At 56.4% G+C, this 714-nt stretch carries 1 protein-coding gene; it reads right to left on the minus strand.

Features of this window, described 5'->3' with window-relative positions; all coding sequences use genetic code 11:
• Nucleotides 1-141: 141 nt before the first annotated feature.
• Nucleotides 142-714, minus strand: a 573-nt coding sequence (locus tag GY937_27970) for an IS256 family transposase (protein ID MCP5060551.1), incomplete at its 5' end; no start/stop codon positions are given.

Consider the following 714-nt stretch of genomic DNA (forward strand, 5'->3'; position numbering starts at 1 on the left):
ATCGCACTCGATCCTGCGATGGCGCCATTCTTCGATCTTGGCGTAAATTTTCTTGTTGAGATTCGACACCGTTCCCGGGGACACAGGGAATGTCCCGCTGTTTGTTGAAACTCGCCTGAGCGGCGTTGCCTTAGTTTGAGATTATGCTGCGTCCTTGATCTGGTCAAGCTGGGGCTTTTTGCGGTGGTCGATGAGAGCCTGCTTGAGGATGGGCAGTTGCTTGTAGGCCTTAATGCGGCGGAAGCCCTTTTTTGCCTCGAACATACCAGCTGCCGTCCAACGCAGAGCCATCTTTGCATCCCTCCAGCGCTTCACGTTGCGGCAAACCTGCCGGATCACGCTGTTCATGGACTCGATGATGTTGGTGCTGGCCAGAGATCGCCTCAGTTCGAGTGGCAGGCCCAACCTTACCACCATGAGGATTTCGTCGAGGCCTTCGAGGATCGATCTGGATAGATCTGGTGCCTCCTGCTCGAACCGCCGTGCCAGATTGCGTATCAGCCGTTCGGCCTTATCGGCATTGTCCAACCCCCAGGCCTGTTTCAGGGCCCCTCGCACGGCGGCATGATGTTTCGGATCGAGCCGATCAGTGATGTTGCGTGCCTTGTGGATCTGACAACGCTGAATGGGAATATCCGCGCCGAAGGTGCGTCGGAGGGCTTTGCTCAACGCCTGAGCCCCATCCACGATGAACAAATAGCAGCCTTCTGGATC

The organism is bacterium (assembly GCA_024228115.1).
In the GTDB taxonomy this organism is placed as follows: Bacteria; Myxococcota_A; UBA9160; order UBA9160; family UBA6930.